We start from the raw sequence: 25,229 nt of genomic DNA on the forward strand, positions 1-25,229 counted from the left end.
TCCTACTCGGCCGTGATAGTGTAAGCGGCGCGGAATACGGCACCGGGCGCCAGCGTCAGAATGCCTTCCTTGTCGGCCAGCTCGGCGGGGCCGCCCACGCTGCTGGCAATGCCGTGCCAGGGCTCGATGCACACGAAGGGCGCGCCGGGGCCCTTGGTCCAGAGGCCGAGGTAGGGAAAGCCGTCGAACTGCATTTGCACGGCCCGCGGGCTCTGGCGGCTCACCAGGGCCAGGCGGGTGAAGTCGTAGTGCTTGAGCACCAGCGCGTCGTGGGCAAACAGCGCGTAGCTCAGCGGCAGTTCTTGCTCATTGGTGGGCACGGCTTCGGTCTGGCCGCTGAGCAAGCCCCCCTGCAGCAGGTAGCGCTCCAGCTGCACCGGGTGGTCGAAGCGGAAAGCGTAGTCCTCGAAGGTTTCGCCGGGCAGCAGCGGGCAGCGGAAGGCCGGGTGCGCGCCGATGCTGAACAGCAGCTCCGCGTCGGCCGCCGGGTTGCGCACTTCCCAGCCGACGTGCACGGTCGTGCTCTGCAGGCGGTGGGTGATGGTCAGCTCGAAGGCGAAGGGAAACGCCTGCTGGCTCTGCTCGTCGTCGTGCAGGCGCAGCTGCACCTCGGTGGCCGACGCGCGCACCAGCTCGAAGGCCCGGTCGCGGGCGAAGCCGTGCTGGGGCAGGCGGTAGGCCTGGCCCTGGTGGTAGTAGGTATCCTCGGGCAGGCGGCCGACGATGGGAAAGAGCACCGGCGCGTGGCGGGCCCACACCGCGGGGTCGGCCGGCCAAAGGTATTCGAGCTGGTCGAGGTCTTTGCGCACGAGGCTGCTGAGCTCGGCGCCGTGCTGGTTCACGCGCACGCGGCAACGCTCGTTTTCGAGGAAATAGGCGGTCATAGCGGTAGTTGAAACGGGTCGCGGCCGGGCAGAATAGAATCCGATACGCGGCCCAGCAAGGTATCGACCAGAAAGCAGGCTTCGTCGAGGCGGTGCGCTTCCGGGCCGCTGATTTCGGCGAAATTCGAGAGCTGCCCGCTCAGTTCGCGGCGGTACAGCTCGTAGAAGTACTGGCGCAGGTGCGGATGCTCGCGGCGCGGGTCGGGCTCCCAGGGAATGTCGGTGCCCAGCAGCAGGATCAGGTCGTAGCGGTGCTGCTCGATTTGCTCGCGCACCCAGTTGGGGCACTGCCCGAAGGCATGCTCGGCCCAGACCTTGATGACCAGCAGCTCGGTGTCGCAAAAAATGACCGGCAGCCCCTGCGCTTCGGCTTCGGCCGCGGCGGCTTCTTCGGCGGCCAGCTGCCCGCGGGCAATGGCTTCGAGGTCGTCCGGGGTGTAATCGAGGCCGATGCCGCGCTGGTCGAGGTACGCGCGGGCGTACTCGGGCACCCACAGCGTGCCGTAGCGGGCGGCCAGTTGCTGGCTCAGGGTGGTTTTGCCGGTCGATTCGGGACCGGTGAGGGCAACGCGCAGCATCAGCGAGTGGGTGGGGTGGCGGTGTCGAAGGCAGGAGCGGCCTGGGCCTGGCGCATCAGCCGGCGCCATTCCCAGTAGCCGAAGGCGGCAATGCCGAGGTAGAGCAGGTACAGCCCGCTGGTGGCGTGCAGGCTCTTGACCCAGTACATCGGCACGTAAATAATGTCGACCAGAATCCAGAGCAGCCAGTTCTCCAGGCGCTTACGCGTCATCAGGTACTGGGCCATCAGGCTGATGGCCGTGGTCAGCGAGTCAAGATACGGCAGGGCGGCGTCGGTGTGGTTGGCGAGGTAGTAGCCGAAGCCGCCGGTGTAGCAGGCCCCGGCCAGAGTCAGCCACAGCCATTCCCGCAGCGTGGAATGCGTGACGACCAGCGCCGTGTGCGCTTGCCCCCCGCGCAGCCACTCATACCAGCCGTACACGCTCATAGCAATGAACACGAACTGCAGGTTGCGGTCGGAATACAGCTGGGCGCGGTGAAACACCAGCACGTAGAGCGCGCAGCTGACAATGGCCACCGGAAAATTCCAGATGGTGCCCACGGCGGCCAGCACCACGCAGGCCAAGCCGGTGGCAAAGGCGGCCCATTCCAGCGGGCCGGTGCCGGCTACCGCGGTCAGAAGATCATACCAAGACAAAGCAGCAAACAGGAACGGTGGAGAAGCGCGGACGCAAGGCCGCCACGGCGTGGCGCCGTCAAAGCTAACGACTCCGAAGCTACTTTTGCAGGTGAAATCGTGAGGTGGGAAGCTGGGGAGTGATGCCCGGAATACCGGAACGGCCAACTCACCATCTCGCCATTTCCCCATCTTACCCCTATGTCCCTGCCCGAACTCACGCCCGAACAACTCCGCGACCGGCTGGCCGCCGGCGAAACCCTGCAGCTCGTGGACGTGCGCCAACCCGAGGAGTTTGAGTACTGCCGCATCGAAGGCAGCCAGCTCATTCCGCTGGGCGAGCTGGCCCGCCGCACCGACGAAATCTGCGAAGACCAGCCCGTGGTGCTGATTTGCCACCACGGCGTGCGCTCCATGCAGGCGCTGGCTTACCTGCAGCACCGCCACGGCCGGCAGAACCTGCTGAACCTGCGCGGCGGCATCCACGCTTGGTCGGTGAAAGTCGACCCGACGGTACCGGTTTACTAGGGGTGAAATTTTGAATTTGTGAAGTTGTGCATGCCTGATTTTCGACTCCACATTTTGGCTCCTCGAGGCGCCCTCTTCCTCTGACTTCACAAGTTCACCCCTCACCACTTTCACCACTTGACCTACCCCGACCTGCCCATCCGCGCCGCGCTGCCCGACTTACTGGCGGCGCTGGAGGCCGGCAACCGCGCCGTGCTGCAAGCCCCGCCCGGCGCCGGCAAGACCACGCTGGTGCCCCTGGCGTTGCTAGAGGCGCCTTGGCGGCCGGCGGAGGGCAAAATCATCATGCTGGAGCCGCGCCGGCTGGCGGCCCGGGCCGCCGCCACGCGCATGGCCCAGCTACTGGGCGAGCCGGTGGGCCAAACCGTGGGCTACCGCGTGCGCCTCGAAAACAAGGTTTCGGCCCGCACCCGCATCGAAGTCGTGACCGAAGGTATTTTGACGCGTCTGGTGCAGGACGACCCCGCGCTGGAGGGCGTGGCCGCCGTGCTCTTCGACGAATTTCACGAGCGCAGCCTGCAGGCCGACCTGGGCCTGGCCCTCACGCTCGACGCCCAGCAAGTGCTGCGGCCAGATTTGCGCCTCGTCGTCATGTCGGCCACCTTGGACGCGGCTCGGCTGGGGCCCTGGCTGCAGGCACCGGTGGTGACAAGCGAGGGCCGCATGTACCCGGTCGAAACGATTTACCTGAGCCCGCGCCGCGCCGCGGGCCTGTCGAACCGCCCCGGCGACCGGCTGGCCGAGCTGACCCCGGCTACCGTGCGCGAGGCCCTCAGCACCCAAACCGGGGACGTGCTAGTATTCCTGCCCGGCCTGGCCGACCAGCGCCGCGTGGGCGAAAAGCTGGACACCACGCTGCCGGCCGAAGTCGACCTTCACGTGCTGCACGGCGAGCTGCCGCTGGACAAGCAGGACGCCGCCCTGCGCCCGGCCCCCGCCGGCCGCCGCAAAGTGGTGCTGGCCACCAGCATTGCCGAAACCAGCCTCACCATCGAAGGCGTGCGGGTGGTGGTCGACGGCGGGTTTGCCCGGGTGCCGCGCTTCGTGCCGCGCACCGGCCTGACCACGCTCGAAACCGTGCCCGTCAGCCAGGCGGCGGCCGACCAGCGCCGGGGCCGGGCCGGCCGCCTCGGCCCCGGCGTGTGCTACCGCCTCTGGCCCGAAATCGACCAGGCCACGCTGCCGGCGCACCTAGCCCCCGAAATCCTCACCGCCGACCTCAGCGCCCTGGCCCTGGAGCTGGCCCTGTGGGGCGCCGAAGCCCCGAATCTGCTCTGGCTCGATGCCCCGCCCGCCCCGGCGCTGGCCCAGGCCCGGGAGCTGCTCGTGCGCCTCGGGGCCCTCACCGCCGCCGGCCAGCCCACCGCTCACGGCCGCGAGCTGGCCCGCCTCGGCTTGCCCCCGCGCTTGGGCCACCTCGTGGTGCGCGGCCGTGAGCTGGGCCACGGCCCCACGGCCTGCGCCCTGGCGGCGTTGCTGGCGGAACGCGACATTCTGCGGGCCACCGACGGCCGTCCCGCCCCGCCCGACCTGCGCCTGCGCCTCGAAGCCTTGCAAACCGGTCGGGCGCCGTTGCCGGGACTTTTACCCGACGCTCAGGGCCTGCGCCGTGTGCGCGAAGCCGCCACGGCCCTGCGCGGCCGCGCCGGCGTGAAAGCCGCCGACTTAGAACCCGACATGGCCGGCTTGCTGGCCGCACTGGCCTACCCCGACCGCCTCGGCCAGCGCGAGGGCACGGACCGCCTGCGCCTCGTCACCGGCCAGCGCGTGCAGCTGCCCGCCGAGTTCTTCGCCGGCTCCGATGTATTCTTCGCTGCCGCCCACCTCGACGGCCCCGCCAATGCCCCGCGCGCTGCGCTGGCCGCGCCGCTGTCGAAACCTGAGGTGGAAGAGCTGTTTGGCGAGCAAATCAGCGAGCAGGCCGAAGTGCAGTTTGACGCGGCCACCGGGCGGGTGCTGGCCCGCAAGCTGCGCCGCCTGGGCGCCCTGGTCTTGTCGGAAACTAACCTGCCCAACCCCAGCGCCGAGGAAGTGGCCGCTGCCCTGCTCACGGCCGTGCTCGGCGGCGAGCTGCGCGCCCTGAATTGGACCGAGCACGCCCAGCAAGTACGGGAGCGGCTGGCCTTTCTGCATCACCTGGCGCCCGCCGACTGGCCCGCCGTGTCGACCGAAGCGCTGCTGGCCGATGCCGCCGACTGGCTCGCGCCCAACTTGGCCGGCCTGCGCAGCCTCGCCGACGTGAGCCGCCTCGACGTGGCCGAGCTGCTGCTGCAGCGTCTGCCCGGCGGCTGGGCCCAGCGCCAGGAGCTGGACCGCCTCGCCCCCGCGCACCTGGAAGTCCCCAGCGGCTCGCACGTGCGCATTGATTACAGTGACCCGGCCGCGCCGGTGCTGGCGGTGAAGCTGCAGGAGTTGTTCGGCTTGGTGGAAACGCCCGCCGTGGCCGCGGGCCGGGTGCCGCTGCTGCTGCACTTGCTCAGCCCCGGCGGCCGCCCGGCCCAGGTCACCCGCGACCTGCGCAGCTTTTGGCAGACCGGCTACTTCGAGGTGCGGAAGGACCTGCGCGGCCGCTACCCCAAGCACCCCTGGCCCGACGACCCCATGTCGCACGTGCCCACCAAGCTGACGAAAAAGCGCCTGGAAGGCCAGTAGCAGCGTAGCGCGCAGGTTGCTTCGCGTACCGCATAATGGCAACCCTTGAAGCGTTCTGCGACAATCGTTCGGGCTACGCCAAGCAGGACTGCGCACTATTTCACCCGCGCACCGGCCACGGCGGGCTTTGCCACTGCTGCCCGTCGTGCATGACGAGCACCGGCCGGGGCTCCGCAATCAGGCTGCTGTGGGTAAGCAGCCCGGTGTCGGCGGCCCAGGTGTGCAGTAGCATGGCGGGCGGGCCGAAGCTTACTTCCAGGCTCCGCGGCCGCCGAAAATCCGGCAGCAGCTGGTGCAACGTGGACGGGCAGACCACGGCCAAGGCGCCGTGTAACGGCCGCTGCACGCCCATGTGCAAGTGCCCGGCCAGCACGCGCTCCACCTGCGGGTGCCGCGCTACGACGGTGCCAAATTCACTCATGACATCAAGGCCGATGCCATCGAACGGCGCCAGGCCGCAGCGGAACGGCGGGTGGTGCATCAGGATGATGGTGGGCCGCTCGGGCTGCTCCGAAAGCCGCTCCTCGAGCCACTGTAGGCGCGCCGGGCACAGCGTGCCGCCGTCCTGCCCCGGCACGTGGGTATCCAGGGCCAGCAGCCGCAGCGAGCCGGCCTCCACCGTGTATTGCACGAAATCAGGCATGGCCTGCGCGCCCTGCGGCCCGAACAGCGCCCGCAGCCGCGGCCGGTCGTCGTGGTTGCCGGGAATGACGTAGACCGGTATCGTTAGCGGCCGCAGCAGCTCCCGAAAGTGCGCGTACTCGGTCTCGGAGCCGTGCTCGGTACAGTCGCCGGTAATCAGCACCACGTCGGGCACGGCGGGCAGGTGCAGCAGGTGCGTTACGGCCGCCCGCAGGCGCGCCGCGGCTTCCGGCGACTCGTCGTTGATGTGGGTGTCGCTGAGCTGGGCAATAATCATGGGCGCAACAGTTTGGGGCAAGCTAACACCACGCGGCCAGACGCGCAGCCAGCGGGCCGATTAGTCCTCAACCGTCGGGCGGCTCGGCCCTGGGCCCGGCTGCCCGTGCGCCTGGCTGTAGTGGCGGTGCAGCCAGCGGCTCAGCCCGCCCAAGCCCGGGAACAGCACCCGTTCGGTGATGTTGGCCTGATCGAGCTTGTCGCGGGTTTCCCACTTCAGGTGGGCCGGCAGGATGATGCGAAAAAACAGCTCGGGGTGCTCTTCCAGCCAGGTGTCCAAGTCGGCCTGCGCCGTCGACATCAGGGCAAACAGCGCGTACTGGTGCAGGATACGCGCATCCAGGGAGGGCGGCTCCAGAAACAGCAGAAACGGCTGCTCGGGCTGCATTTCCTCCAACTCGCGCAGGTTGCGGCACACCGGCTGCAGCAGCTCGGGCGTAAACACGTTCGAGCCCTCGGCGCGCAGGGCGTCGCGCAGACGGGCGGGCATGTACTCGGCGGCCTTCACGTAGTTCAGCGCCCAGATAACGCCGTCCTGGTGGTAGGCTTCCAGGTCGTCGGTGGCGAAGTGCAGGGCCACGTAGGGCGAGTACGTCCAGTCGAGCAGGCGCGTGGGCAGGCCGTGGTGCTGGGCCACGGCCAGCCAGTCCCACACCGAGGAGTGGTCGGGCACGGCCGTGTCGTGGGCGTACTTGCGAAAGTTGCGCAGCAGGTGGTGCTCCAGCTCGTGGTAGGGCCCGCCGAGGCGCTGCAAGCTGGTGCTCAGGGTGTAGTCGCGCGAGCGGACGCCGCGGTACACGAAGGGCGAGCGGAAGCGGCCGATGCGGCCGTCCCAGGTGTCGCGGAAGAGCACGTGCTGCAATTCTTCCCAGGAGCTGACGTGAATTTCGGTCGGGAGGGCGGAGGACACGGATGGGCGGGCTTAGGCGGAAACGGGCGGCGCTGCGAAGTACGCAAAGTTGGGGCAAGGCGACGGTCGACCGTGGCCACGGCGCGCCGCACCGAAAAACTTAACACGCTCCGGCCGAAAACTTAACACACCCGACCATAACATTCCGGTAACATTGCTCGATATTCGGTAACAGTTTCGTAACACACCATTCCACCGCCGAGCATGAGCCCACTCCTACGCGCTGTTGCCGGGCTGTTGCTCCTGTTCGGCAGCGCCCGCCCCGTTCTCGCCCAGTTGCCCGAAGCCCGCGTGGCCGACGACAACCGCCACCTCTGGCTGGTGTACAACGGCAGCTTCCGCCTCGCCGAGCACTGGGGCCTGTACACCGAAGCCCAGCTGCGCCGCGCCAACTTCGGCCGGGCCCCGCAGCAAAACCTGGTGCGCGCCGCCGTCGACTACCACGCCTGCAAGAACCTGATGCTCAGCGGCGGCTATGCCTACCAGAAGTCCTTCCCCTACGGCGACTTCCCGGCCGCCAGCAACTCGCCCGAAAACCGCCTCTACGAGCAGCTGGTGCTCCGCGACGAGGCCGGCCGCCTGCGGCTGCAGCACCGCTACCGCCTGGAGCAGCGCTGGATTCGCTGGCCCGACGACGCCACCTTTACCTACCAGAACCGCACCCGCTACCAGCTGCGGGCCCAGCTGCCGCTGTTCGGCCCCGAACTGACGCCGCGCATGCCCTACCTCGTGGCCTCCGACGAGGTGTTTATCAACTTCGGCCGCCACGTGCGCAGCAACATTTTCGACCAGAACCGCTTCTACGCCGGCTTCGGCTACGCCGCCTCCAAGTTTGTCAACCTGGAAGCCGGCTACCTCAACCAGCTGGTGCAACAGCGCAACGGCCGCGTGTTCGAGCACAACCACACCCTGCAGCTAAGCGTGCTGCTCAACGTGGATCTGCGCCGCGACCCGCGCGGCGTGGCGGAGCCGCAATCGGCCAACGACTAGGAGCCGGCGGCCGTTAGCTTTCCATTAAGTAAGCCGCCGCGTTGCCGCAAGTCCGGAATTCGCCGTAGCTTTGCTTGGCAAAAGGAGTTAACCACGCTAAAAGCCTTTTGCCTATGGCCGCCGACCCTGCCGCCAAAATTGCCTTCGAGGCCCTGACCTACGACGACGTCCTGCTGCTGCCGGCCTACTCCGAAGTCCTCCCCCGCGACGCCGACACCGGCACCCGCCTTACGCGTCGCATCACCCTCAACATTCCGTTCATCTCGGCCGCCATGGACACGGTGACCGAAGCCGACATGGCCATTGCCATGGCGCAGGAGGGTGGCCTCGGCTTCATCCACAAGAACATGAGCATCAAGCAGCAGGCCAACCAGGTCCGCCGCGTGAAGCGCAGCGAAAGCGGCATGGTGCTCGACCCCATCACCCTCGGCGACTCGGCCACGCTCGGCGACGCGCAGAAGCTGATGCGCGACAACAAAATCGGCGGCATTCCCATCGTCGACGGCGAGCGGCGCCTGCTGGGCCTGCTCACCTCCCGCGACATGCGCTTCGAGAAGGACCTGACCCGCTCGGTGACGGAGCTGATGACGCCCGGCGAACGGCTCATCACCACGCCTGTAGGCACCGATCTGGCCCAAGCCGAAACCGTGCTGCAGGACAACCGCGTGGAGAAGCTGCCCGTCGTGGACGCCGACGGCCGCCTGCAGGGCCTCATTACCTACCGCGACATCCGCAAGCGCCGCAGCCGCCCCCGCGCCTGCAAAGACGAGTTCGGCCGCTTGCGCGTCGGGGCCGCCGTGGGCGTGACGCCCGACACTCTGGACCGCGTGCGGGCTCTGGTGGATGCCGGCGTCGACGTCATCAGCATCGACACCGCCCACGGCCACAGCAAGGGCGTGATTGACATGGTCAGCCGCGTGAAGCGCGAGTTTCCGAACCTGGAGCTGATTGCCGGCAACGTAGCTACCGCCGCCGGCGCCAAGGCCCTGGCCGACGCCGGCGCCGACGCGGTGAAGGTGGGCGTGGGCCCGGGCTCCATCTGCACCACCCGCATCATTGCCGGCATCGGCGTACCGCAACTCTCGGCCGTGATGGAAGCCGCCCGCGGCCTCGAAGGCACCGGCGTGCCGGTTATTGCCGACGGCGGCATCAAGTTTTCCGGCGACGCGGTGAAGGCCTTGGCCGGCGGCGCGTCGAGCATCATGATTGGCTCCTTGCTGGCGGGCACCGAGGAGGCGCCGGGCGAGGTCATCATCTACGAAGGCCGCAAGTTCAAAACCTACCGCGGCATGGGCTCGGTGGAAGCCATGGAAGAAGGCTCGAAGGACCGCTACTTCCAGGACGCCGAGGACGACGTGAAAAAGCTGGTGCCCGAGGGCATCGTGGGCCGCGTGGCCTTCAAGGGCAGCGCCGCCGAGGTGCTCTACCAGCTGGTGGGCGGCTTGCGCGCCGGCATGGGCTACGTGGGCGCCGCCGATGTGCCCACCCTGCAGCAGGCGCAGATGGTGCGCATCACCGGTGCCGGCCTGCGCGAGTCGCACCCCCACGACGTACAGATTACCCGCGAAGCACCGAACTACAGCTCGCGCTAGGTGTGGCCGCCACGGCCCCGCCGGGGCCGCCAAAAAACCGTTTAGGTTGCCGAACCGCCGCCCCATTTCGGGCGGCGGTTTTGGTATACTACTGACTGCCAGCTGCTCTTCGTTAAAAGGCCATTAAAGGCCTTATCTATTTTCTAGGGGGTTCGTATCTTGGTCCTCCTGCCGCGGGCATCTTCGTTTTTCGCGGCCCGCTCCTCCCTTCTCCACCTCGCATGATTGCACTGCTTCGCAAGCTCATTCCGCTAGCCCTGCCCCTGGCAGTGGTCAGCTGGCTAGGGCTGTTGGTGTGCATGCTGCTGCGCGCTAGTCCGGCCGCCGCGGCCCGCTGGGGCACGCCGCCCGACTGGGTCATCCTGACCGCGCAAGCCCTGTTTGCCGCCGGTATTTTCTTGCACGAGCGCGCCCGGCCCGACCGGTTGCGCGGCACCGAGTTTGTGCCCCTGCTGCGCCAGTTGCTGGTGTGGCCCGGGGCTTTGGCCGCGGTGTGCGTGCTGCTGCACCTGACGCAGCACCTGCTGGCGGCCTACGTGCCCGACCGCGGCCCCGTGCTGCTGAACGCGTTTTACACGGTCAACCTCGGGCTGTTCGTGTATTTCCTGGCCCGTACTTGCTACACGTGGCGGTCCTTGGTGTTTTTCCGGGCCCAGCCGCGCACCCGCCAAGAATGGCGCTGGTTCGAAGTGCTGCTGGGCGCTTCCCTGCTGTTCCGCCTTGTCAGCGGCGACACCACCTCGTGGGTGCTCATGCCGGTGCTGCTGGGGCTGGCCGGCCTGGGCGTGTACCTAAGCGCGCACCAGCAATGGATAGCCTACCTGAACCGCCGCCAGAAGTGGGAAATCGTGTTTTTGCAACTGGCCATTCTCGGCGTCATGGCCGTGTTTGTGGTCTACTTCCTCAACCTGCAAAACGACCCGCAGCTGGCCGGCCCGCTGGCCCAGCACGCGTTTCTGGTGCTGACGAGCTTTTTCGCCGGCTTCTACGCCGTGATGGGCTTCCTGGTGACCTTGTTCAACCTGCCCACTGCGGGCGTATTTGAGCAGAAGCGCGAGGAAATCCTGAGCATGCAGCGCCTCTCGCAACTTATCCAGAAAGGACAAAGCGAAAAGGAGGTGTACTCACTCCTGTTCGACTCCGCCGTGCAAACGGTGGAGGCCGACGCCGCGTGGCTTGATCTGGACACCGACAACGACGGCCCCGGGTTTTCCTACCGCGTCGATGCCGGCACGCGCGAGGGCATCTGCCGCCTGCTGGCCGACTACAACATCGGCCACATCGAGTACCTCAACAACGACCTGCCCAACAGCGCCGGCTTCCGCGCCCTGGAGCTGCCCTACGGCTCGCTCATCGTGATGCCGCTGCGCTCCACCAAGCACCACTACGGCACGCTCTACCTGCTGAAAGAAACGCGCCAGGGCTTCGACCGGGAAAACCTGAGTTTGCTGCAGATCTTCACCAACCAGACGGTGCTCAGCATCGAGAACCTGCGCCTGCTGCAGGAATCCTTGCAGTCGGAGCGCGTGAAGGAGGAACTCAAGATTGCCAGCTTGGTGCAGGAAAGCCTGATTCCGAAGACCCTGCCGGCCGACAGCTGGTTTGAAATTCGCTGGCACAGCCTGCCCGCCCGCGAGGTCGGCGGCGACTTTTACGACTTTCTGCAGCTCAGCGCCTCGCGCATTGCCATCATTATCGGCGACGTGTCGGGCAAGGGCACCACGGCGGCCTTCCACGTGGCCCAGATGAAGGGCATCTTCCACTCGCTGATGCTGCTCGACAAGCCCGAGAGGGGCCAGCCCCTGCAACCGAGCAAGTTTATGGCCATGGCCAACCAAGCCCTGAGCCACTGCCTGGAGCGCAGCTCGTTTATCACCGCCTCCTTCTACATCGTCGATTACAAGGAGCGGGGCTTCGCCTTTGCGCGGGCTGGGCACTGCCACACGCTCTACTACAACGCCATCACCGAGGAAACCTTCTACTTCCAGACAGAAGGCCTGGGCCTGGGCATTCTGCGCGACGGGGCGGCCTACGAGAAGCGCATCAAGAACATGTACTACGACTACAACCCCGGCGACGTGATGGTGATGTACACCGACGGCATCGTGGAGGCGCGCAACGCGCAGGAGGAAGAGTACGGCGAGGACCGACTGCGTAAGCTCCTGGAACGCAGCCACTACCTCGAAGCCGAGGACATCAAGCAGAGCATCATTCGCGACCTAGAAGAATTCAGCCGCGGCCTGCCGCCCTTCGACGACCAAACCCTGCTCGTCATCAAGTTCAAGAACGCCCAACCCCTCGCCTAGCCGCCGCGTAGAACTCAGCTATGAAAATTGCACACCACGCCATCAACGATACCCTGACTCTCGCCCTCGACGGCGAGCTGGACGCCAGCTCCTCCGTGTCGCTCGACACGGAACTGACCAAGCCCGACGTGCTCGATTACCGCAAGGTGATGATTGACTGCCAGCGCCTGAATTACATCTCGTCGGCCGGCCTGGGCGTGTTTATCTCGCACCTACAGCGCTTTCAGGACGCGGGCGTGAAGCTGGTGTTCTTCAACATGCAGGAAAAAGTCCACAACGTGTTCGAGATTCTGGGCCTCGACTCGCTGATGACCATTGTGCCCACCGAACAGGAGGCTACGGCCGTCTAATTCGTTGTTTTCGCCCGATTTCGCCATGCAGCACACCATCCGCGTCAGTTGCAGCCGCAGCAATCTGAAGACGGTGCGCGATTTTGTGGCGGGCGTGCTGCAGGAGCATCAGCTGTCCGACATTCTGCAAAACCAAATTATCCTGGCCGTCGACGAGATTGTGGCCAATCTGATTATCCACTCCAACCACGAGGACGAGCACAAGCACCTCGACATCCGGGTGGAAATTGCTAACCACGAGTTCCGCTTCGAAGCCGAGGACGACGGGCAATCCTTTTCGCCGGCCGAATACCGCGACCCGGACCTGGAGGAGCACATCCGCACCGGCCGCAAGGGCGGCGTGGGCATTGCCCTGGTCAACCGCATCATGGACCACGTGGAGTACACCACCATTGGCACGCGCAATTTTTGCCGCCTGAGCAAGCGGCTGCCCTGAGCATCAGGTCGCCCGGGGGCTTCGGCAGGCGCCGAATTTTGCGTAACATTGCGACAAGCAGCCGTCCGCGCCGGGCGTGACCTAGCGTGCGGACGGCTTTTTTGTGCCAATTAGTTTGTATGCGTAGCAACCGCATTCTGTTCTCTGGCGCCGCCGCGGCGGCCGCCTTCCTGGCCGCTTGCCAGGCATCTAAATCCCCTACCGCTAGCTCCTCTACCCCGCAGCCGGTGCTCATGACTTTGGGCACCCACGAAGTGCCCGCGTCGGAGTTTGCCTACGTGTACCGCAAAAACAACAGCTCCGCGCCCGATGCCGGCAGCAAAGCCAGTGTGCAGGAATACCTGAACCTGTACACCAACTTCAAGCTGAAGGTCATCGAAGCCGAAGCCAAGGGCCTCGACACCACGCAGGCGTTCAAGCGCGAGCTGGAGGGCTACAAGCAGCAGCTGGCCCAGCCCTACCTGACGGAGAAAAGCGTCACGGACCAGCTGGTGCGCGAGGCCTACGACCACATGCAGAAGGAGGTCAACGCCTCGCACATTCTGATTCGCGTCACGCCCGAAGCCGACCCCAAGGACACGCTGGCCGCCTACAACAAGATTGTGGCCCTGCGCCAGCGCGTAACCGGCGGCGAGGACTTCGAAAAGGTAGCCCGCGAAACGTCGGAAGACCCTTCGGCCCGCGAAAACGGCGGCCGTCTGGGCTACTTCACGGCCTTGCAGATGGTGTACCCGTTTGAAGCTGCCGCCTACAAGACGCCCGTCGGTCAGGTGTCGCAGCCGATCCGCACGCGCTTCGGCTACCACATCATCAAGGTCAACGACATGCGCCCGGCCCAGGGCGAAATCAAGGTGGCTCACCTGATGGTGCGCGCCACGCCCGGCATGCCCAAGGCCGACTCGGTCATGGCCAAGAAGAAAGTCGACGAGCTGTACAGCCGCCTGCAGAAGGGCGAGAACTGGGACAAGCTCGTGGCGCAGTTCTCGGAGGACCAGGGCTCGGCCGCCAGCGGCGGGGAGCTGCCGCCCTTCGGCACCGGCCGCATGATTCCCTCCTTCGAGGAAGCGGCCTTCAAGCTGCAGACGCCGGGCCAGCTGGCCGGTCCCGTGCAGACGCCCTACGGCTGGCACATCATCAAGCTGATCGAAAAGCAGCCGGTGCCCACGTTTGAGCAGTCGGAAGCTGGGCTGAAGCAGAAAGTAGCCAAGGACTCCCGCTCGGAGCTGAACCGCGCCGCTTTCATCAAGCGCGTGCGCACCGAAAACCACTTCACCGAAGTGGCTCCGGTGAAAGAGCTGCTGCTGGCCCAGGTCGACACCGCGCTGACGGCCGGCCACTTCAAAACCGACGCGTACCTGACCAAGCTCAGCGCGGTGCCCGGTGCCAAAGGCAAAAAGAGCACCGTGGCCGGCGCCACGCCGGTCTTCACCATCGGCGCCAAGCCCTACACGGTGAAAGACTTCGCCGGCTACGTGGAACAGCACCAGCAGCCGCGCCCAGGCACCTCGCCCGCCTACGCCGCCCAGCTGCTCTACGACCAGTTCGCGGAACAGTCGCTGATGGACTACGAGCGCGCCAACCTGGAAACCAAGCACGAAGACTACCGCATGCTCGTGAAAGAGTACCGAGACGGGATTCTGCTGTTCCAGCTCATGGACGAGAAAGTGTGGTCGAAGGCCATCGAGGACACCGTGGGCCTGCAGAAGTACTTTGCCGAAAACCAGGCCAAATACCAGTGGGAGCCGCGCGTACAGGCCACCGTCATCAGCGCCGCTACGCCCGAACTGCTCAAGAAAGCCCAGCAGCAGCTGGCCGTGGGCCAGTACGTGGTGCAGCGCGACATGCCGCCGCCCCTGGAGTTCCGCCCGAACTCGTTGGAAATGACCAAGCTGGGCCTGCAGAACCGTACCCGCCTGATGGAGCGCTTGGTCAACGAGCCTGAACTGAGCATCCGCATCACCGGCCAGATCAAAGCCGGCGAAAAAGCCAGCCTGGCCAAGGACCGCGCCCAGCGCGTGGTGCAGTTCCTGACCAACAGCAAAGTGTCGACGAGCCGCATCAGCTCGACCGCGGCCACGCGCCCCGGTGCTGCTGTAGCCAAGATCGAGCTGCTGACCACCCAGACCAGCGCCCTGGAGGAAATGCTCAACAACCAGGCGCAGAATCCGCTGGGCGTGCAGATTCAGCAGCGCGCCTTCCCCAAAGGCGACAACAAAGTGGTGGACGGCGTGCCCCAGCAGCCCGGCACCTACACCGTGCAGCAGGACGGCCGCTACTACGCCGTGAAGGTGGAGAAAGTGCTGCCCGCCGGCCCCAAAACCCTCGCCGAAGCCCGCGGCCAGGCCACTTCGGACTACCAAAACTACTTGGAGCAGCAGTGGGTGCAAGAGTTGCGCAGCAAGTACCCGGTGAAGGTCAACGAAGCCGAGGTCAGCAAGCTCACGACCAAATAACGGGCGGCTCACTCGCCCTTGCCGTGGTGCCACGACTCTCCGGGTCGTGGCACCACTTTTTTGTAGCCGACCGTCAGCGGCCGCCGGGTCTGCAACCTCCGCGCGTTTCCCGGGCTCTTTCGGGCGTAGCGGGCCGGCTTTTTGTCTGCGCAGCTATTTATGTTGAAATTTACCGGCCGCTTTTGGCGTTTGCCCCAGCGGGGTGGAGGTGCCGGCCGTCATCGGGCGTTTGCCGGGCCCGCCACCGTTGCTTTTTCTTCTGACATGACCCACTTGTTTCGTTTCGCCGCCTTGCTGCTGGCCGTGCTGGTTTTCGGCAATGCTGAGGCGCAAACCCTGGCCGGGGTAGGCCGCTCGGGCCCCACCCGCCAAACCGTCGACGGCATCATCGTGAAAGTCGACAACCAGATTGTGCTGCGCTCCGACTTGGACGGCATCTACCAGCAGCAGCTGCAGCAGGCCGAGGGCAAGCCCCTGCCGCCCGACATTCAGTGCAAGATTCTGCAGTCGCTCACGCTCAACAAGCTGCTGCTGGCCAAGGCTGAGACGGACTCGGTGGTGGTGGAAGACTCGCAGGTGAACAACGAGCTGAACCGCCGCATGAACTACTTCATCCAGCAGATTGGCTCGGAGAAGAAGCTCGAAGAGTACTACAACAAACCCCTGCGTCAGCTGAAAGAAGAGCTGCGCATTCAGGTGAAGGAGCAGCTGGTGCAGCAGAAGATGCAGGACCAGATTGCCGGCAAGGTGACCGTGACGCCCCGCGAGGTGCGCCAGTTCTTCAGCAAGATTCCCAAGGACTCGCTGCCCTATTACTCCACCGAAGTGGAAGTGGGTCAGATTGTGAAGCTGGCCAAGCCCGACGAGAAGGCCGAGCAGGCCGTGGTGGCCAAGATGAACGACTTGCGCGCCCAGATCCTGGCCGGTGCCAACTTCGCCGAGCTGGCCAAGCAGTATTCCGAAGACGTGGCCTCGGCCAAGGACGGCGGCAACTTGGGCTTCTTCAAGCGCAAGGAGCTGGTGCCCGAGTACGAAGCCGCGGCCCTGCGCCTGGAGCCGGGCGGCCTCTCGCCCATTGTGAAGTCGCAGTTTGGCTACCACCTCATTCAGCTTATCGAGAAGAAGGGCGACTCCTACAACACCCGCCACATCCTGATGAAGCCCGCCTCGGGCGGCGCCGACGTCGACGCCGCGTCGGCCGCGCTGCTCAAGCTTCGCTCGCGCATCGAGCACGACAGCATCACCTTCGCCAAGGCCGCCAAGGACAACTCCGAGGACAAGGAATCGGGCGCCAACGGCGGCCTGCTCGCCAACCGCCGCGACGGCAGCTCCTACATCCCGCTCGACCAGCTCGACCCGGCCATCTTCTTCACCATCGACACGATGAAGGTGGGCCGCATTAGCAAGCCCCTGCCCTACCGCACCGACGACGGCAAGGACGCGGTGCGCCTCATCTGGCTGAAGTCGAACACCCCGCCCCACCAGGCCAACCTTAAGGACGACTACCAGAAGATTGCGCTGGCGGCGCTGAACCAGAAGAAAAATAAAGCCCTCGACGAGTGGTTCCTGCGCAACCGCAGCACCGTGTTTATCGAAGTAGACCCCGAGTACGCCGGCTGCAAAGTGCTGGATACCCAACAATAAGCGGTGGTCGGTTGTCCGTTTTTAGTTGTGAGGCCGCGCAGCCTAGCGGCGCGTAGCCCGACCATAACCAACTGACAACTCGCAACTGACACCTGATAGCTCCCCTTAATGCGCACATACTCCTCGGACAAAGAAGCGGCTGACGCCCTGGCGCAGTCGTACCGCACCTTGCGGCAGGAAATCGGTAAGGTTATCATCGGGCAGGACGAGGTGGTGCGGCTGATGCTGACGGCCGTTTTCTCGCAGGGCCACGCCCTGCTGGTGGGCGTGCCGGGCCTAGCCAAGACCTTGCTGGTGCAAACCATCAGCAACGCGCTGGACCTCTCCTTCAACCGCATTCAGTTCACGCCCGACCTGATGCCCTCCGACATCGTGGGTTCGGAGACGCTCAATCAGCAGCGCGAATTCCACTTCGTGAAGGGGCCGATTTTCGCCAACATCATCCTCGCGGACGAAATCAACCGCACCCCGCCCAAAACCCAGGCGGCTCTGCTCGAAGCCATGCAAGAGCAGGCCGTGACGGTGGCCGGGCAGCGCTACACCCTGCCGCGCCCCTTCTTCGTGCTCGCCACCCAGAACCCCATCGAGCAGGAAGGCACCTACCCGCTGCCCGAGGCGCAGCTGGACCGCTTCATGTTCAACATCACGCTGGACTACCCCAGCTATGAGGCCGAGCTGCAGATTGTGAAAAACACCACGGCCGACATCAAGCCCGTGGTGCAGAAAATCCTGCACGCCGACGAAATCGAGGCCTTCCAGCACTTGGTGCGCCGCGTACCGGTGACGGACAACGTGATTGAGTATGCCGTGAACCTGGTGCACAAAACCCGCCCCGGCGGGCCCCGCGCCGCCCAGCGCGCCACGCAGCTGCTGGAATGGGGCGCCGGCCCTCGCGCTTCGCAGCACCTGATCGTGGGGGCCAAGTGCAACGCCCTGCTCAACGGCAAGTATTCGCCCGACATCGAGGACGTGCGCGCCGTGGCCCCGGCCATTCTGCGGCACCGCATCGTGCGCAACTTCAAGGCCGAGGCCGAAGGCGTGACGGTGGACCAGATTGTGAAAGAACTGCTTTAGTTAGAACCATTAGAACGTCATGCCGAGCGCAGCCGAGGCGGCTCGCGTGTTTAGCCGGATAGTCATCTAATTCTGCTATGCGGAGTCAGCACGCGAGATACTTCGCCCGGCTCAGCATGACGTTTTGCTTTTCACCCTGAACCAATGGAAGTCCAAGGCTACTACGACAGCTTTTCCCGCAATCTGCACATGGTCGACGACGCGCTGCGCGCCGGCCTTGACTTGCGCACCACGGCGCTCGAAACCTCGCTGCCGCTGGAAGTCTACGTGCTCAGCGAAGTGCTCAACCACGGCGGCGGCAACTTTAAGCTGATCACCGACGGCTTGGCCCGCGTGGCCGAGTTCAAGCAGCAGTACGAGGCCAGCTTCGACGCCACCAACGCCATTATGCGCCGCCTGCTCGACGACGCGAAGGACTACATGAAGACGCCCGAGGGCCGCGTGTTGACCAAGGAAATGCTCATCCGCCGCCTGGAGTTTTTCAACGAAGCCGCCCGCCAGATGAACGTCATGCGCACCCAGCAGTCCTTGGGCAGCCCGGCGCAGTACCGCCACCCCCACCTATCGGAAGCCGCCCTGATTTCGACGCTGCCCGCGCAGCGCTAGGTACAGTTGAGCAGCGGCTTCCCCGGTAGTCATTGCTAGCAGAGCGAAGCAATCCTTTCTCTCCCGGTACGACGGCCCAACGGGCCGCCACTAAGCAAACAGCAGCGCCCGAAACTGATGCTACAGTTTCGGGCGCTGCTGTTTTCGGTCAGGAAGGACTGTGTCGGCGGTGCTACTGGGGAAGGATTGCCTTGCCCTGCTCGCAATGACGGCCAGTGCCACTTACTTCCCGACAATAACTGTCGATACGGGCTTGCTTATTGGCTTACCCTAGGTGCTTCCACTCGTCCTGCTTGCGGATTTCGGCGTGACCGTCGAGGGAGTGCTCCAGGTTCAATTCGCCTTTGGGTTCTTTCTTCAGGTCGCTGGGTACTTCGGCTCCGTGCGCGCCTTTGGAGTTGGTCACGCCACCGTCGGCGAAGAAGAGGGCCCCGGTGACGAAGCTGGCTTCGTCGGAGGCGAGGAACAGGTACACGTTGGCCATTTCCTCGGGTGTGCCGCGGCGGCCCAGCGGCACGCCCTCCACGGTCTGCTTTTCCATCTTGGCGTCCATCGGGCCGGTTTCCTTGTGCGTCCAGGCCGTGTCGACGGGGCCGGGGCACACGCAGTTGGCGCGCACGCCTTCCTTGGCCTGCTCCACGGCCACGCCCTTCATAAAGGCGTGCACGAAGCCCTTGGTGCCGCCGTAGGGTGTGTTTTGCGGCTCGCCCATCCAGCCCGCTTCGGAACCGGCCGACACCACGTTGCCGCGCGTTTTTTGCAGCTCCGGCATGGCCGCCCGCGTCATCATAAAGCAGGAATAGATGTTGTTTTTGACCATGTACTGAAACGCCTCCACCGGATACTTATCGATGGTGGCGGTAGCCGGAAACACGCCGGCGTTGTTGATCAGGATGTCGAGCTGGCCAAATTCCTTGACGGCCGTTTTCACGCAGGCTTCGGCATCTTCCTGTTTGCTGATGTCACCGGTGTAAGCAATAGCCCGGCCGCCGGCCCGCTGAATTTCTTCGACGACCTGCTCGACCGGGTCTTCGGGAAAGCCGCACACGACAACGGCCGCGCCCTCGCGGGCAAATTTCTTGCTGATGGCCTCGCCGATGCCCGCGCCGCCGCCGGTGACAATAGCTACTTTTCCTGCTAAACGATTCATGTGGGGTTGGGTGTGTTGGTGTGGAAGGTTGGCGCCGCCGCAGCAACGCCGTGCTAAGTGCTAACGGGCGGCCAAGTCCGGAGTTACTGTTTAGCTTGCTTCCCATCTAGAGCTACCACCTACCCTCCCGGCCAAAATGGGGCTTTTAGCGGGCGGCGTGTAACCGTCCGGCCCGCCCTTTCGTGTGGTATAGCGTTGCTTATGTCCTTGTTGCCCCTGCTGGCGCCGGCCACGCTGCGTACCGCCCGCCTGCTGCTCCGCCCCTACCTGCTCACCGATGCTCCCGTCTTCTTTGCCTTGCTCGAGGCCGAGGCGGAGCGCTTGCAACCGGCCTTCCCGCGCCGCGTGGCCGCCGTGCGCACCTACGCCGACGCCGAGCAGCAGCTGCGCCTGTTCCACGAGCAGTGGCGGCAGCGGCGGCTGCTCGTGTGGGGCATCTGGCAGCTGGGCTCCGGCCAGTACCTCGGCGACATCAGCCTGCAGCCCGATGCCCCGCGCATCAAGACCGGCGAAGTCGGCTACTACCTCGCAGCCAGCGCCGAGGGCCAGGGATTCGCCCGCGAAGCCCTGGCCGCCGTCGTCGATTTCTCCTTTGCCGTGCTGCACACCCGCCAGCTCACGCTGCGCTGTCGCCCCGACAACCAGCGCAGCCAAGCCACCGCCGAAGCCCTGGGCTTTCGGCGCGACGCGGCCGCCGACGAGCCCAGCGTCTGGCATTACGTGCTGAGCCGGGCCTAGTGAATCGTCCCCGCCAGGACGCCCAGGCATCTAGTCCCGCTTGAGCGTGGCTAGGCGGAATTCGCGGTTGAAGTTGATGTAAGCCCCGAAGGAAAACTCGATTTGCTTGCTGGTGAAGTCGTAGAACGGCTCGAAGCGCGTGCTGAGCGTGAGGCCGTCGGTGAGGCGGTAGTCGCTGAAGAAGCGCAGAATCAGCAGTTGCCGGTTGCGCTCGGTGTAGTCGGGCGTCTTCACCGTGTAGGAAATTGACTGGTACAGTGGCCCGCCCAGCGGGGCCACAAACCCGTCGCCGCGCCAGTAGCTAACCTGAATCTTGGTGAAGCGCGTGTCGGCACCCAAATTCAGGTACAGGCCCGTACCACGCTTGTAGGGCAGTTCGTAAGTGAAAGAGTAGTCGTGGAAGTAGGTGCCGTAGAAATCCGCGTACCAGCTGCGCAGAAACCGGCGGCCCACTTCCTTGCGCACGCGCAGGCCGCTGGCAACGTTGAAGAGCGTCTGCAAGGGCGTTTCGATGGTGTCGAGCTGCCCGCCGCGGTGGGTGGCCAGAAACTGAAACGGCACCCGCACCAACCAGCCGCTGGAGTCGCGCACCACGGCCGCGTCGGCCACGAGGCCGCCCGCAATGCGCTCCTGGAAGTTGCTGAAGCGGTACTGCTGCCGCTGCCAGTCGACCCAGGCATCCACGGCCCAGCGGCGCGTGGTGTACTGGTACTGCATGCCTTCCTCGAGCCGGTTGAGCATCACCCGCTCGAAGTCGAACAGCGGCTCGATGTAGTTGTGGTTGAGGTTGCCCTCGATGTTGCCGAACAATATGCGGTGCGGGCCGTGCTCGTAAATGGCCGTAAACAACGGCCGCACCTGCCGCAGGCGCGGGTTGCCGTAATCCTTCCACAAAAACACGCCCGCTTCCAGCCGCAACTCGGGGCTGGGGAAGTACACCAAGCGCGGCGCCAGCTGCGTGCCGTAGTAGGTGCGCCCCTCGAAAATCTTGTTGAAATATTCGTTATCCTTCGAAAACAGAAACGCATTCACGGCCAGCCGTAGCTGGTTGTCGTACTCCGGCCGCACCGGGGCGTGGTACTGAAACGCCCGGTTGTCGAGCTGCGCCCATGCTAACGTGTTTATAAAAAACAGAAACCCAGCTACTAATAGTTTTAGCAGAGAAATTCTCATATATTTATTGCCCCGAAGGCACGAAAACCAGAACGGCAGTGTTAGAAAAAGCTGCCTGAGACGGACGCTAGCGCGGTTTTACCGTACTAAGCTCCACTGCCGGCGGCACCGCTTCTCAAGCGACTTTCAAACCTACATCATATTCCACAACGCACGCACAACATGGCTGCTACCACTGACAAGACGGTGAACCAGAACGCCGAGAAACTGAAGGCGCTCCAGCTCACGATGGACAAGCTCGACAAGGCCTACGGCAAGGGCACCGTCATGAAGCTGAGCGACAACAAGGTCGGCGACATTGCCGCCATCAGCACCGGTTCGCTCGGGCTTGATATTGCCCTCGGTATCGGCGGCCTGCCCAAGGGCCGCATCGTGGAAATCTACGGCCCGGAATCGTCGGGTAAGACCACGCTGACCATGCACGCCATTGCCGAAGCCCAGAAGAAGGGCGGCATTGCCGCGTTCATCGACGCCGAGCACGCCTTCGACCCGATCTACGCCCAGAAGCTTGGCATCGACACCGAAAACCTCCTCATTTCGCAGCCCGACAACGGCGAGCAGGCGCTGGAAATTGCCGACCAGCTCATCAGCTCCGGCGCCATCGACATCTGCGTAATTGACTCCGTGGCCGCCCTGGTGCCGAAAGGCGAACTGGAAGGCGACATGGGCGACTCGAAAGTGGGTCTGCACGCTCGCCTCATGAGCCAGGCCCTGCGTAAGCTCACCGGTACCATCAACAAGACCGGCTGCTTGTGCATCTTCATCAACCAGCTGCGCGAGAAAATCGGCGTGATGTTCGGCTCGCCCGAAACCACCACCGGCGGTAACGCCCTGAAGTTCTACGCCTCCGTCCGCCTCGACATCCGCCGCATCGGCCAGATCAAGGAAGACAAAGACAACGTGACCGGTAACCGCACCAAGGTGAAGGTGGTGAAAAACAAAGTCGCGCCGCCCTTTAAGGTGGTCGAGTTTGACATCATCTACGGCGAAGGCATCAGCAAAGTCGGCGAAATCCTCGACTTGGCTACCGACATGGGCATCATCGCCAAGTCGGGCTCCTGGTTCAGCTACAACGGCAACCGCCTCGGCCAAGGCCGCGAGGGCGTGAAGACCATCCTGCAGGACAACCCCGAACTGGCCGACGAAATCGAAGCCAAAGTACGGGCCATGGCCAAGGGTGAACCCGAAGTTCTGGAAGCCGCCATTCCGGTGGACATGAGCGGCCCCGAGGACGGCGAAGACACGCTGTAATCGGCTGCCTGCTGAGTTAGAAAAGCCCGCTGCGAATTGCAGCGGGCTTTTTTGCGTTAGTGGGCCCGCGGTGTTCGTCGCGCAGCTGGACTGAGGGGGTGTACCACAGGTAGTACCTTGGCTGCCAAGGCCCGTCATGGTGCTGTTGCGGGGAAGACAGTCTGTTACCCCCTAGGCAATCGACTTTTGCTTGATTGCCCGGCGCTAAGCATCCCGTTTGAGTACTATTTGATAGCATATTTTTTCGCAGCGCGCAGAACTCCAACTATATACTTTGCCGTTAATCTGCGCAGCTGGCAAATCCCGTATAAGCCTTTCGCCGGGCGAAACGCCGCGGTATATTTGCTTGGCACCTACTTTGCCTAGCGTCAAAAAGCCCCCGATTGCATATCGTTTACTCGCTTACATGAACCGTCGCCCCTGGCTTCTGCTTTCCTTACCCGCTTTGCTGAGCGCCGGCCTGATGGCCTTCGCGCCAAACGAAGCCCCGCGTACCATCCGCAACGATAGTTTTGGGCGCGGCGAGACGATGCAATACAAAGTGCATTACGGCCTTATCACTGCGGCCGAAGCCACTATCGAGCTGTCCGACGACATTCACAAGGTAAACGACCGGCCCTGCTACAAGGCTACCGTGACGGGCCGCACCACCGGCTCCTTCGATATGTTTTTGAAGGTGCGCGACACCTGGCGCTCCTACATCGACACGACGAGCATCCTGCCGCAGCGCTTTTTTCGCAACATCGAGGAAAACAACTACCGCAAGCGCGAAACCGTGGACTTCGACCACTACAAGAACACGGTGGACGTGGAGTCGCACAAGAAAGACAAGACCAAGATCAAGCGCGAGTCGTTCAAAGTGCCCGACAACGTGCAGGACCTGGTCAGCGGCTTCTACTTTCTGCGCACGCTCGACTACTCCAACCGCAAAGTGGGCGAAATCATCAACGTGAAGGGCTTCTTCGACGACGAGGTGTTCGACCTGACGGTGAAGTACATGGGCCGGCAGAACGTGGACACCAAAGCCGGCGTTATCCGCGCCATTCGCCTGACGCCCAAGATGCCGAAGAATAAGCTCTTCCGCGGTGAAGACGCCATTTCCGTCTACCTCTCCGACGACCGAAATAAGATTCCGGTGATGTTCGAGGCCGAAATGTTCGTCGGCTCGGTGAAGATTGATATGTACAAGTGCAGCGGCCTGAAGAACAAGCTGGCGCTGGTGGCCAAGAACTAACGCCCGGCCGCTGGCCAGCAAACGGTTCACCCCGCTGTCATTGCGAGGCGCAGCCGAAGCAACCCTTCCGCTAGTAGCACAGCGACCCAACCGGCAGAAACGAAAGCCCGTTCGAACGAAAACAGCCCCGCCCGGAACGTGCAAATGCATGTTTCGGGCGGGGCTGTTTTCGGTTAGTGGGTATTTCAGCGTTTCTGCTGCTAGCGGAAGGATTGCCGCGCTTCGCTCGCAATGACAGCGGGGTGAACCGCCGGGCCTTTTCGTAATGACCGCCAAAGCTACCGTCGAGGCTTGTGCTGGCGGCTACGGCGGCCGTTCTCCGTGGTTCACAATATGGTAACACCACTTCTGAGGAGGAAGGCGGTATTTTTGTGGCGCAACGCGTGTCTTTGCTCACCTAAGTCGCTTTCGCCGTGCAACATTCTGCCGCTTCCGCTTCCACGCCCTACAAAATCCTGGTAGTCGACGACGACCCGGACATTGTGGAGCTGCTCGAGTACAACCTGCGCAAGGAAGGCTACGAGGTAGCCACGGCCTCCGACGGGCGCAAGGCGCTGGAAGTGGCCCCGCAGTTCGGGCCCGACATCATCCTGCTCGACGTGATGATGCCCAACCTCGACGGCATTGCTGCCTGCCGGGAGCTGCGCGCCATGCCCCGTTTCAAGGACACGTACATCCTGTTCCTGACGGCCCGCTCGGAGGAGTTTTCGGAAGTAGCGGCCTTCGACGCCGGCGCCGACGACTACCTGAGCAAGCCCATCAAGCCGCGCGCGCTCATGAGCCGCCTCGCCGCCGTGGTGCGCCGCGACCTGGAGCCCACCGCTCCCCTTTCCGACGTCATCGACATCAACGGCCTGCGCATCGACCGCACGGGCTTCGCTGTCTACCAGGAAGGGCGCAAAATCACGCTGCCCAAAAAGGAATTTGAGCTGCTGGCCTTTCTGGCCGCCTCGCCCCACAAGGTCTTCGGCCGCGACGAGCTGCTGCAGAACATCTGGGGCAACGACGTGTTCGTGCTAGCCCGCACCGTGGACGTGCACGTGCGAAAGGTGCGCGAGAAAGTAGGGGAACACCACATCCAAACCATCAAGGGCGTGGGCTACAAGTTCAACGCGGATAACTAATTGCGTTGTCGGGTGCGGGCC

Annotated in this window: 22 protein-coding genes; 15 read left to right on the plus strand and 7 right to left on the minus strand. The window is 64.2% G+C overall.

What is annotated here, in order from left to right; genetic code table 11:
- Positions 1-2: 2 nt before the first annotated feature.
- The 3 genes from LJ737_RS10155 to pnuC are packed head-to-tail and all read right to left on the minus strand — an operon-like array spanning position 3 to position 2,100.
- Positions 3-884, minus strand: a complete 882-nt coding sequence (locus LJ737_RS10155; RefSeq protein ID WP_227765307.1) for an aldose 1-epimerase family protein — start codon at positions 882-884, stop codon at positions 3-5.
- Positions 881-1,462, minus strand: coding sequence for an AAA family ATPase (locus LJ737_RS10160; RefSeq protein WP_227765309.1), 582 nt, complete (start codon positions 1,460-1,462; stop codon positions 881-883). The genes LJ737_RS10155 and LJ737_RS10160 overlap by 4 nt, the downstream gene beginning before the upstream one ends.
- The gene (gene pnuC / locus LJ737_RS10165; RefSeq protein WP_227765311.1) at positions 1,462-2,100 is read right to left on the minus strand and encodes a nicotinamide riboside transporter PnuC; all 639 of its coding nucleotides are present in this window, start codon (positions 2,098-2,100) and stop codon (positions 1,462-1,464) included. The genes LJ737_RS10160 and pnuC overlap by 1 nt, the downstream gene beginning before the upstream one ends.
- Before the next feature lie 180 nt (positions 2,101-2,280).
- Between pnuC and LJ737_RS10170 the strand changes: the two genes are divergently transcribed.
- Together LJ737_RS10170 and hrpB are read left to right on the plus strand one after the other, a co-directional pair.
- Entirely contained in the window at positions 2,281-2,607 is a 327-nt protein-coding gene (locus LJ737_RS10170; protein ID WP_227765313.1) for a rhodanese-like domain-containing protein, read from the plus strand.
- Positions 2,608-2,724: 117 nt separating this feature from the next.
- Positions 2,725-5,259 (plus strand): ATP-dependent helicase HrpB, encoded by a 2,535-nt coding sequence (gene hrpB / locus LJ737_RS10175; RefSeq protein ID WP_227765314.1) that lies wholly within the window; start codon positions 2,725-2,727, stop codon positions 5,257-5,259.
- 100 nt (positions 5,260-5,359) lie between these two features.
- On the opposite strand, the gene LJ737_RS10180 is transcribed toward hrpB, so the two are convergent.
- Together LJ737_RS10180 and LJ737_RS10185 are read right to left on the minus strand one after the other, a co-directional pair.
- The gene (locus LJ737_RS10180) at positions 5,360-6,178 is read right to left on the minus strand and encodes a phosphodiesterase (protein ID WP_227765316.1); all 819 of its coding nucleotides are present in this window, start codon (positions 6,176-6,178) and stop codon (positions 5,360-5,362) included.
- A 60-nt stretch (positions 6,179-6,238) separates the two neighbouring features.
- On the minus strand, positions 6,239-7,087 hold the full coding sequence (locus LJ737_RS10185; protein WP_227765318.1) for an FRG domain-containing protein: 849 nt from the start codon (positions 7,085-7,087) through the stop codon (positions 6,239-6,241).
- Positions 7,088-7,291: 204 nt separating this feature from the next.
- On the opposite strand from LJ737_RS10185, the gene LJ737_RS10190 reads away from it, so the two are divergent.
- The 9 genes from LJ737_RS10190 to LJ737_RS10230 all read left to right on the plus strand — a co-directional run bounded on the left by LJ737_RS10190 (position 7,292) and on the right by LJ737_RS10230 (position 18,538).
- Complete coding sequence (locus tag LJ737_RS10190) at positions 7,292-8,077, plus strand: DUF2490 domain-containing protein (protein WP_227765320.1); 786 nt, start codon at positions 7,292-7,294, stop codon at positions 8,075-8,077.
- Between the two features lie 113 nt (positions 8,078-8,190).
- Entirely contained in the window at positions 8,191-9,669 is a 1,479-nt protein-coding gene (guaB, locus tag LJ737_RS10195; protein WP_227765322.1) for an IMP dehydrogenase, read from the plus strand.
- Between the two features lie 221 nt (positions 9,670-9,890).
- The gene (locus LJ737_RS10200) at positions 9,891-11,975 is read left to right on the plus strand and encodes a GAF domain-containing SpoIIE family protein phosphatase (RefSeq protein ID WP_227765324.1); all 2,085 of its coding nucleotides are present in this window, start codon (positions 9,891-9,893) and stop codon (positions 11,973-11,975) included.
- A gap of 20 nt (positions 11,976-11,995) precedes the next feature.
- On the plus strand, positions 11,996-12,325 hold the full coding sequence (locus LJ737_RS10205; protein ID WP_227765327.1) for an STAS domain-containing protein: 330 nt from the start codon (positions 11,996-11,998) through the stop codon (positions 12,323-12,325).
- A 25-nt stretch (positions 12,326-12,350) separates the two neighbouring features.
- Complete coding sequence (locus tag LJ737_RS10210; protein WP_227765328.1) at positions 12,351-12,761, plus strand: ATP-binding protein; 411 nt, start codon at positions 12,351-12,353, stop codon at positions 12,759-12,761.
- Between the two features lie 119 nt (positions 12,762-12,880).
- Positions 12,881-15,214 (plus strand): peptidylprolyl isomerase, encoded by a 2,334-nt coding sequence (locus LJ737_RS10215; RefSeq protein WP_227765330.1) that lies wholly within the window; start codon positions 12,881-12,883, stop codon positions 15,212-15,214.
- A 264-nt stretch (positions 15,215-15,478) separates the two neighbouring features.
- Positions 15,479-16,858, plus strand: coding sequence for a peptidylprolyl isomerase (locus tag LJ737_RS10220; protein ID WP_227765332.1), 1,380 nt, complete (start codon positions 15,479-15,481; stop codon positions 16,856-16,858).
- A gap of 108 nt (positions 16,859-16,966) precedes the next feature.
- Entirely contained in the window at positions 16,967-17,932 is a 966-nt protein-coding gene (locus LJ737_RS10225; protein WP_227765334.1) for an AAA family ATPase, read from the plus strand.
- A 144-nt stretch (positions 17,933-18,076) separates the two neighbouring features.
- A complete protein-coding gene (locus LJ737_RS10230) occupies positions 18,077-18,538 on the plus strand; it encodes a hypothetical protein (RefSeq protein ID WP_227765336.1) in 462 nt (153 codons plus the stop codon).
- A 265-nt stretch (positions 18,539-18,803) separates the two neighbouring features.
- On the opposite strand, the gene LJ737_RS10235 is transcribed toward LJ737_RS10230, so the two are convergent.
- Positions 18,804-19,688 carry an SDR family NAD(P)-dependent oxidoreductase gene (locus tag LJ737_RS10235; protein WP_227765338.1) on the minus strand — a complete coding sequence of 295 codons (885 nt, stop codon included), beginning with the start codon at positions 19,686-19,688 and terminating at the stop codon, positions 18,804-18,806.
- Between the two features lie 201 nt (positions 19,689-19,889).
- On the opposite strand from LJ737_RS10235, the gene LJ737_RS10240 reads away from it, so the two are divergent.
- Positions 19,890-20,426: a GNAT family N-acetyltransferase gene (locus LJ737_RS10240; protein WP_227765340.1), complete on the plus strand. Its 537-nt coding sequence runs from the start codon at positions 19,890-19,892 to the stop codon at positions 20,424-20,426.
- 30 nt (positions 20,427-20,456) lie between these two features.
- On the opposite strand, the gene LJ737_RS10245 is transcribed toward LJ737_RS10240, so the two are convergent.
- Entirely contained in the window at positions 20,457-21,599 is a 1,143-nt protein-coding gene (locus tag LJ737_RS10245) for a lipid A deacylase (protein WP_227765342.1), read from the minus strand.
- Positions 21,600-21,761: 162 nt separating this feature from the next.
- Here LJ737_RS10245 and recA point away from each other — a divergent pair, with 162 nt between their 5' ends.
- The 3 genes from recA (at position 21,762) to LJ737_RS10260 (ending at position 25,208) form a co-directional block, all read left to right on the plus strand.
- Positions 21,762-22,850: a recombinase RecA gene (gene recA, locus LJ737_RS10250; RefSeq protein ID WP_227765344.1), complete on the plus strand. Its 1,089-nt coding sequence runs from the start codon at positions 21,762-21,764 to the stop codon at positions 22,848-22,850.
- A 406-nt stretch (positions 22,851-23,256) separates the two neighbouring features.
- Positions 23,257-24,084: a DUF3108 domain-containing protein gene (locus tag LJ737_RS10255; RefSeq protein WP_227765345.1), complete on the plus strand. Its 828-nt coding sequence runs from the start codon at positions 23,257-23,259 to the stop codon at positions 24,082-24,084.
- Between the two features lie 413 nt (positions 24,085-24,497).
- The gene (locus LJ737_RS10260) at positions 24,498-25,208 is read left to right on the plus strand and encodes a response regulator transcription factor (protein ID WP_227765348.1); all 711 of its coding nucleotides are present in this window, start codon (positions 24,498-24,500) and stop codon (positions 25,206-25,208) included.
- The last annotated feature ends 21 nt before the right edge of the window (positions 25,209-25,229 follow it).

Origin of the sequence: Hymenobacter sp. 15J16-1T3B (genome assembly GCF_020711235.1) — a bacterium.
Taxonomy (GTDB): Bacteria; Bacteroidota; Bacteroidia; order Cytophagales; family Hymenobacteraceae; genus Solirubrum.

Bases quoted from the DNA above. Each gene is read 5' to 3' on its own strand.
- LJ737_RS10155 (WP_227765307.1), bottom strand. From the start codon at position 884: ATGACCGCCTATTTCCTCGAAAACGAGCGTTGCCGCGTGCGCGTGAAC.
- LJ737_RS10160 (WP_227765309.1), bottom strand. From the start codon at position 1,462: ATGCTGCGCGTTGCCCTCACCGGTCCCGAATCGACCGGCAAAACCACC.
- LJ737_RS10170 (WP_227765313.1), top strand. From the start codon at position 2,281: ATGTCCCTGCCCGAACTCACGCCCGAACAACTCCGCGACCGGCTGGCC.
- LJ737_RS10180 (WP_227765316.1), bottom strand. From the start codon at position 6,178: ATGATTATTGCCCAGCTCAGCGACACCCACATCAACGACGAGTCGCCG.
- LJ737_RS10190 (WP_227765320.1), top strand. From the start codon at position 7,292: ATGAGCCCACTCCTACGCGCTGTTGCCGGGCTGTTGCTCCTGTTCGGC.
- guaB (WP_227765322.1), top strand. From the start codon at position 8,191: ATGGCCGCCGACCCTGCCGCCAAAATTGCCTTCGAGGCCCTGACCTAC.
- LJ737_RS10200 (WP_227765324.1), top strand. From the start codon at position 9,891: ATGATTGCACTGCTTCGCAAGCTCATTCCGCTAGCCCTGCCCCTGGCA.
- LJ737_RS10205 (WP_227765327.1), top strand. From the start codon at position 11,996: ATGAAAATTGCACACCACGCCATCAACGATACCCTGACTCTCGCCCTC.
- LJ737_RS10210 (WP_227765328.1), top strand. From the start codon at position 12,351: ATGCAGCACACCATCCGCGTCAGTTGCAGCCGCAGCAATCTGAAGACG.
- LJ737_RS10215 (WP_227765330.1), top strand. From the start codon at position 12,881: ATGCGTAGCAACCGCATTCTGTTCTCTGGCGCCGCCGCGGCGGCCGCC.
- LJ737_RS10220 (WP_227765332.1), top strand. From the start codon at position 15,479: ATGACCCACTTGTTTCGTTTCGCCGCCTTGCTGCTGGCCGTGCTGGTT.
- LJ737_RS10225 (WP_227765334.1), top strand. From the start codon at position 16,967: ATGCGCACATACTCCTCGGACAAAGAAGCGGCTGACGCCCTGGCGCAG.
- LJ737_RS10230 (WP_227765336.1), top strand. From the start codon at position 18,077: ATGGAAGTCCAAGGCTACTACGACAGCTTTTCCCGCAATCTGCACATG.
- LJ737_RS10235 (WP_227765338.1), bottom strand. From the start codon at position 19,688: ATGAATCGTTTAGCAGGAAAAGTAGCTATTGTCACCGGCGGCGGCGCG.
- LJ737_RS10240 (WP_227765340.1), top strand. From the start codon at position 19,890: ATGTCCTTGTTGCCCCTGCTGGCGCCGGCCACGCTGCGTACCGCCCGC.
- LJ737_RS10245 (WP_227765342.1), bottom strand. From the start codon at position 21,599: ATGAGAATTTCTCTGCTAAAACTATTAGTAGCTGGGTTTCTGTTTTTT.
- recA (WP_227765344.1), top strand. From the start codon at position 21,762: ATGGCTGCTACCACTGACAAGACGGTGAACCAGAACGCCGAGAAACTG.
- LJ737_RS10255 (WP_227765345.1), top strand. From the start codon at position 23,257: ATGAACCGTCGCCCCTGGCTTCTGCTTTCCTTACCCGCTTTGCTGAGC.